Annotated in this window: 3 protein-coding genes; all 3 read right to left on the reverse strand. The window is 70.0% G+C overall.

Annotated elements, in window-relative coordinates:
* Positions 1-4,074 (reverse strand): TIGR02266 family protein (locus tag D7Y13_RS35040; RefSeq protein WP_244222415.1); only part of this gene is annotated, 4,074 nt, incomplete at its 3' end.
* Between the two features lie 26 nt (positions 4,075-4,100).
* Entirely contained in the window at positions 4,101-4,748 is a 648-nt protein-coding gene (locus tag D7Y13_RS35045; RefSeq protein ID WP_120585554.1) for a hypothetical protein, read from the reverse strand.
* The gene (alaS, locus tag D7Y13_RS35050) at positions 4,745-7,438 is read right to left on the reverse strand and encodes an alanine--tRNA ligase (RefSeq protein ID WP_120585555.1); all 2,694 of its coding nucleotides are present in this window, start codon (positions 7,436-7,438) and stop codon (positions 4,745-4,747) included. The genes D7Y13_RS35045 and alaS overlap by 4 nt, the downstream gene beginning before the upstream one ends.
* Between the last annotated feature and the right edge of the window lie 94 nt (positions 7,439-7,532).

Consider the following 7,532-nt stretch of genomic DNA (forward strand, 5'->3'; position numbering starts at 1 on the left):
CTCCGACGGCCTGGGGTCTGGAGTCTGCGCGGTGTCTGGGCGCTGCGGTGGCGCGGACGGGTGGAGTTCGCCCGAGGCGGTGGTCCTGGCGGTGATTGCCTCGGCGGGGGGCGCCGGGAGTGGGGCTGCAGCGGCAGCGTCGGTGGGCTTCGTGTCCGCGGAGGGGCCGGTCTGGGCCGGAGGGAGTGCGGTGTCTGGCGACGCGGCTTTGCTCTCTGCTGCCTCCGTCGAGGGCGTGGCGGAGGCAGGTGCTCCCGAGGCTGCTGCTGCGGATGCCGTGGAGGCCGACTCCTGCGAGACAGCCGATGCTACTGCCGCGTGGGGCGCTGCATCCGTCGTGGAGGCTGAATCCTGCGAGGCTGCCGCTGCCGCGTGAAGTGCAGCGTCTGTCGTGGGGACCGACTCCTTCGACTCTGCTGATGCCGCTGCCGTCTGGGGCGCTGCGTCCGTGGTGGAGGCTGAATCCTTCGAGGCTGCTGATGCCGCTGCCGCGTGGGGCGCTGCATCCGTCGTGGAAGCTGACTCCTTCGAGACTGCTGATGCCGCGGCTTCGTGGGGCGCTGCATCCGTCGTGGAGACAGACTCCTTCGAGACTGCGGATACCGCTGTTGTGCGGGGGGCTGCATCCGGTGTGGAGACGGGCTCCTTCGGGGCTGCGGCTCCCGCTTGCATGCGCGGCGCTGCGTTCGATGAGGAGGCAGACTCCTTCGAGGCTGCTGATGTTGCTGCCGCGTGTTGCGTTTCGCTCGTCGAAGGCTCGACACGGGTCGGCGTCGTCTCAAGTGCGGACGTCGCTCCCTCGTGCGGTGGCTCACCCGGTGGGACCGTGCCCGTAGCGGATGCATCCGCTGCGGTGCCTTCCGCGTCTGGCCGGGAGGGCGCCGAAGAGTCCGCGCGCAACGCATCCTCGGACGGGGCCGTGTGGGTCGCGGTGTTCGGGTGCTCCTTGGTGAGCGCGAGCGGATCCGGAGCAGTGCTTGCTGCGTCCTGCGCAGGCGGTGTGACTGCTTCCGAGGTGACGGTGCCCGTCTTCTCCGCTGAACGGTCCGGGACCGTCGCGGACGAAGCCTTCGCGAAGGTTGCCTCGCCTACCCAATCCGTGACGGTTGCGGATGCGGTCGTGGGACGGGCGTCCGCGTCAGCCGTGGTGATGCCCGATGCGGACTGCATCGTCGATGGGGGCAGCGCCTCCTCAACGGGTGCCGCGCCAGTCGGATCCGTGGGGCTCGCGACGAAATCCGACGCGGTCGGGGCAGGAGATGACGCTTCCCCCTGGCCTATCGAAGTGGGGACCTCCCGCTCGGAGGCGCGTGCCGTGTCGCTGGGGAGAGACGGCTGACCGGAGAGGATGGCCGAACCATCCCCTTGCGAGAAGGTCTCTGGGGAGTGGGCTGTCGCTCCTGAATCAGACTCCTCACCAGCGAAGGGGCTCGCAGGCTCGGTCGCGGATGGATCCGTGCTCTCCGGCTCTGCCTCGACAGCAGCCACTGGCATGGAGGTGGGGAGCGGGGGCGCCTCTCCGCTCGCGGGCTCAAGGGCCTCTGCCGCCGAAGGCTCGAAGCCAGGCTGCCCCGCGACCGTTTCGCCACGGTGGTTCGCAACGGAACCGGAGGTGGGTTCGGAGTCCACCGTGAAGACCGACGGCTCTTCGTCCCATCCCTCTTCGACCGGAATGGCATCCGCGAACGCCTCGGCAGCGGGATCCGCCAGCGATGCGTGTGATTGCTCGTCGTTGTTCAGGGACTGCGCGTCCGAGAACACGCCTTCCGTTGATGCCTCCTCGACCGTCGATGCGGCATGCGTCGTCGAAGACTCCGCCGAAGCCGCTTCCGCGAGCACTCCCTCCGACTGGAACGTCGCCGCTGCGGATGACACCCCGGCAGCAGGAGATGCCTCGCCCGGAGGGAACTGCTCCGCGAGCGTCAGCGCGGGAGGGATGGGAGCTTCTTCCGCACGAGCTGCGTCAGCGTGCGCGGCTTCCTGCGCGGACGTCCCGACGAGCGCGGTCCATGCATCCTCCTCGCTCAGCACGCCTGAAGGCGTCTCGACTGGCGCGGAGTCCTCCGTGCGCGCGGTTTCATCCGGCCATGCCGCATGGGCTTCGTCCGCTGGAGGCTCGGAAGAGGTCGGGGACGAGAAGGCCCATCCCGCTGTGGGCTCCTCGGCGCGTGACTCCAACGGTGCCGTGACGTGAGGCTCCGTGGAGTCCGGAGTCGCCGTGTTCTCGAACACCGCATCCGCGTCCGGACTCGCCCCCGTCCGGTCGTCCACTGTCGCGACCGTGCTTCCCTGCGTCTCCGAACCAGGCGCATGGGAATGCGAAGCCGCGACTTCATCGCCGGCAGCCAGGTCCGCCGGGTCGCTCGTTGCGACGGCCTGTTCCAGCGCGGCGGCGAACGGATCTTCCTCTTCCGGGAGTGCGCCCGCCTTGTGGTGAATCGACGCGGGGTCGATGCCCCACGCGAGCAGGCGCTCTGCATCCGGATGGCGCGGCGCCTCGTCCTGCTCCCACGAACGGTGCGGATCCGAGGCTGCTGCCTCCGGCTCGGAGGTGGACGCCGTGGGCTCGAATCCGGATGCACCGTCAGCGCCCGGGGTGCTCTCCTCCGGCGGAACTCCCTCCTCGGCATCCATGTGGAGGTCGACATCGAAGTCGAGCGGCTGCTCGACATCGGCCGCGGTCGTCACCCGGGAGTGCTCTGCCCCAGCCAGCGCCTCTCCTGTATGGGCCGCCTCTGCCTCGACGACCGCGGGTGCGTCCGGTGATGCCGCCTCCGCCGCATCGGAAACGAACCGCGTGTCTGGCGTTGCTCCCGTATCGCTGGGATTCGCCAGGTCAGCGTGGGCCGCGGGCTCCTCCTGCGAAAGCCCTGGGGCCTGCACTTCCCCGAGCACTCCATTCGGATCGAACGCCTCCACCGACGCAGGCGTGAGCCCAGCCAGCGCGGCTGTATCGAACTCCGTGGCGGACCCGGACGTTGCCGGCTCAGGCGACGGTGCTTCTTCCTTGAAGGCGGGAGGCGCGGCCGGGATTGGGCTCCAGACCGGCGTTTCCGCGCGTCCTTCCGGAAACTCCGGCTCGGTGAAGATCGCGAAGGCCTCTGCTCCGGCCTCGTCCGTCGTTTCGTCGGAGGACTCGAACGGATCCGGATCCGTGGGCCGGGTCGGCTCACGTCCCGTCGAACCCGCGTCCGACGGCAGCCTCACGGCGGGGAAGGACCCGGAAGAGGCGGGCGGCGCCTTCCAGTCCTTCGTCTCCGGCCTCGCCCCAGACGACTCCCCGGCAGCCGAGCGCACGGTGTACATCTCCCGGGTCGACCGCTGCGGCATCCCCGGGACGGACTTGTTCCCCCGCGCATCGCGCGAAGGGCCCACGTCTGGAATCGACGCGAGGGCTGCCTCTCCCTCCTCATGCTCCGGGAAGAGCGACACCGGAGCATCGGGCTCGGCGAGGACCGGGGGCTCGGCCGCTTGAGGCGCTTCCACGACGGGCGCGGGCGCGGGCACGGGCGCCTTCTGCGCCGCATCCGGAGCCCGTCGCGCACTTTCCGACGACACCCCCATCCCCGGTGAAGGCACGCCCGGAGTGCCCGGAAGTGGAGCCACCTCACGGCGCACGGGAGCCGATTCACCCGAACCCGGAGCGGGTGGCAGCGCCGGCATCCGCATCGAGGGCCGCGAGGGCGGCACGGTCGGGGTCTTGCGCACGAGTCCCGGCGGGAGCGGCGCCGGTTCCATCCTGGGCGCGGAGGGCGACGCCAGCGCCGGGTCCTCACCCTCCGTCCCGGCGCGCCGCGCGACGATGCGGTCGATGAGCGCCTTGCTCGCGGCATCCAGCTTGGTGAAGCGCACGGTCATTCCGGCCCGTGCGTTCCCCACGTCCGGCTGTGCCTTGAGCACCACGCCTTCGCCGCGCAACAGCCGCGTACCGTCCGCGAGGACGAACTCGAACGCCAGGCCCGTGCCCTCCGGCTTGAGCGCACGGGTGGCCACGAAGACTCCGCCGCGCCCCACGTTCGAGCCATACCGCTCGATGAACTCCTCCTCCGCCGTGTACGGCAGGCGGATGCGCAAGGGGAGGAGCTTGGGGGCCGGCCCGGTCATCGCAAGGGGATCCGCACGTCCCCGCCAGCGCCCTTCACCACGAGCGCCAGCCCCTCGTCTTGGACCGCTTCCGGAGGCAGCTCGAACATCAGCACCACGTCCGTGCGCTGTTCGGGCGCCCAGGTGGTGGGCAGGGGCCGCGTGCCGGCCACCGCCTGCGCATCCCTCGCGAGCGCGTACGTCTGCCCCTTCGCGTCCGCCAGCCACGCGCCATCCAGGGACAGCGGCGCGGGCACGGTGCCCACGTTCTGGGTGACGAGCTCCACTCGCAGGAACAGGTCCTCCGTGGTGAGCCCCAGCCCGGACCTGCCCCGCACCGAGTGCGAGGACTCCAGCCCGGTGAGCTTCATCGCCACCGTGTCCACGTGCACGGTGTCGTTGCGCGCGGGCAGCCGCAGCTTGCTCGGGCCGCTGTCGCCCATCCCCGCGGCCAGGCCCGCCAGCCGCGACTCCTTGTCCGTCTCCGGCTCCGGGCGGGCGGAGGCCGCGCCGCCCTTCTTCACCCGGTCCGCTTCCGCGCGCAGCTTCTGGAGCGTGTTCGCGGTGGCTTCGGACTCGGGCGTGGAGGAGTCCTTCGTGCAGCCCCCCAGGAGGAGGGCCGCCGTCAGGAACGCCAGGGGCCGGGACGGGGCGTGGAGGCTCACGCCGGGCTCGCGCCCTTCACCAGCTCGTAGAGCTTCTCCAGCGCCGCGGGCAGGTTGGCCGCGTCTGGACCGCCGGCCTGCGCCATGTCCGCCTTGCCGCCGCCCTTGCCGCCCACTTCCTTGGCCATCTCGCGCACCAGGTTGCCCGCGCTCATGCCCTTGGCGACCATGTCCTTGGTGAGGGCCACCAGGATGATGGCGCGGCCGTCCTTCTCACCGCCAATGGCAATCACGCCGGAGCCGATGCGGTCGCGCAGCTGATCCGCCATGCCGCGGAACACCTTGTCGTCCGCGGGGTCCACGCGCGTCGCCAGCACCTTCATGCCGTTGACGTCGCGCGCCTGGTCCAGGAGGTCCTTGTTGGAGGCCGACTGGGCCTTCACCGCGACCTCCTCCACCTTGCGCTCCAGCTCCTTCACGCGCTTCTGGGTCGCCTCCACGCGCAGGGCGACCTCCTTGGGCGACGTGCGCAGGAGCGCCGCGACCTTCTTGAGCTCGTGCTCCTGCTCGCGCACGAACTGGAGCGCGCCCACGCCGGTGACGGCCACGATGCGCCGCACGCCGGACGCGACGCCGCTCTCGCTCGTCACCTTGAACAGGCCGATGTCACCGCTGCGCTTCACGTGCGTGCCGCCGCACAGCTCGGTGGACTCCGGGTGCACGGTGACGACGCGCACGGTGTCGCCGTACTTCTCACCGAACATGGCCACCGCGCCGGACTTCTTCGCGTCGTCCAGCGTCATGATGCGCGTCTGGGCGCCCGCGTTGTCGCGCACCCACGTGTTGACCAGGTCCTCCACCTGCTCCAACTGGTCCTGCGTGGCGGGGGAGAAGTGCGAGAAGTCGAAGCGCAGGAAGTCCGGCGCGACGACGGAGCCCGCCTGCTTCACGTGCTCGCCCAGCACGCGCTTGAGCGCCTTGTGGAGCAGGTGCGTGGCGGAGTGGTTCGCGCGGATGGACTTGCGGCGCTCCACGTCCACGGACGTCTGCACCATGTCGCCGACCTTCAGCGTGCCCTCCGTCACCTCCGCGGTGTGGACGATGAGCCCCTGCACCGGGCGCTGCGAGTCCTTCACCTGCACCACCGTCTTGCCGCCGTGGGCGACGATGCGGCCGGTGTCGCCCTGCTGGCCGCCGGACTCGCCGTAGAAGGGCGTCCGGTCCAACACGATGTCCACCGTGGCGCCCTGGGAGACCTGGGGCACCTCCACGCCGTCCTGCACGAGCGCGAGCACGCTGCCTTCGCCCTCGTGGCCCTCGCCGTCGTAGCCCAGGAACGTGGTGGCGCCCGTGCGGCCGACGATGTCCTGGAAGATGTCCCCGCCGGACTTCGCCTTCGTGTCGAACTTCTGGTTGGCGGCCTCGTCCTCCTGGAGTTTGTGGAACTCCTCCAGGTCCACGTCGAAGCCGCGCTCACGCGCGATGATCTGCGTGAGGTCCCAGGGGAAGCCGTAGGTGCCGTGCAGCAGGTAGACGATCTTGCCCGGGAGGACCTTCTGGTTCGCGGACTGGAGCTTGGAGAGCTCCTCGTCCATCAGCTTCAGGCCGCGGTCGAGCGTGCGGCGGAAACCCTCCTCCTCGTGCTTGGCGACCTCCAGCAGGAAGGTGCGGCTCTCGCGCAGCTCCGGGAACGCGTCGCCCATGAGCTCGATGACGCGGTCCACGACCTTGTAGAAGAACAGGTCCTTGAGGCCCAGCTGCGTGGCGCCATGGCGGATGGCGCGGCGCATGATGCGGCGCAGGACGTAGCCGCGCTCCACGTTGGAGGGCTGGACGCCGTCGGCCACGAGGAACGCGGTGGCGCGCGCGTGGTCGGCGACGACGCGCTGCGAGGCGCCGGTCTCCTGGGAGTAGGGCTGGCCGCACAGGGCGCTGACGGTGGAGAGGATGCCCTGGAAGAGGTCGGTGTCGTAGTTGGAGCGCTTGCCCTGGACGACCGCGGCGATGCGCTCCAGGCCCGCGCCCGTGTCGATGGACGGCTTGGGCAGGGGGATGAGGGGCGCGTCCTTCTCCTTGCGTTCGAACTGCATGAACACGAGGTTCCAGATTTCGAGCCACCGGTCGCAATCACACGCAACGCCCTGGCAGGGGCGGCCCGCGGCCTCTTCCACGCAGGGGATGTCGTTGCCCTGGTGGTAGTGGATTTCGGAGCAGGGGCCGCACGGGCCGGTGTCGCCCATGGCCCAGAAGTTGTCCTTGTAGCCGAGCTTCAGGATGCGGTCGCGCGCGACGCCCTGCTTCTCCCAGAGGGCGAAGGCCTCTTCGTCCCAGGGGACGCCGTTCTCGCCGTTGAACACGGTGACGGCGAGCCGGGCCTTGTCCAGGCCGAGCTTCTGGGTGACGAACTCCCACGCGAACGCGATGGCGTCGGACTTGAAGTAGTCGCCGAAGGAGAAGTTGCCGAGCATCTCGAAGAACGTGTGATGCCGGGCGGTGTAGCCCACGTTGTCGAGGTCGTTGTGCTTGCCGCCGGCGCGCACGCACTTCTGCGAGGAGGTCGCGCGGCGGTAGTCGCGCTGCTCGCGGCCGGTGAACACGTCCTTGAACTGGACCATGCCGGCGTTGGTGAACAGCAGGGTCTGGTCGCCGACGGGTACCAGCGAGGACGAGGCCACGCGACGGTGGGAGCGCTCCTCGAAGAACTGGAGGAACGCCTCGCGGATCTGGGAGGCGGTGAGGGCGGAAGGCATGGTGTGGGTATATGCCACAAGAGGGCCGGGCGCAGCAGTTCCTGGACGGGTCATCCCCTGCGGGACGGCCCATGTAGGCGGGGCTGACGGCAGG

This window comes from Corallococcus praedator (genome assembly GCF_003612125.1).
In the GTDB taxonomy this organism is placed as follows: Bacteria; Myxococcota; Myxococcia; order Myxococcales; family Myxococcaceae; genus Corallococcus; species Corallococcus praedator.

Excerpts from the sequence above, each read along its gene's own strand:
- alaS (WP_120585555.1), bottom strand. The coding sequence starts at position 7,438 with ATGCCTTCCGCCCTCACCGCCTCCCAGATCCGCGAGGCGTTCCTCCAG.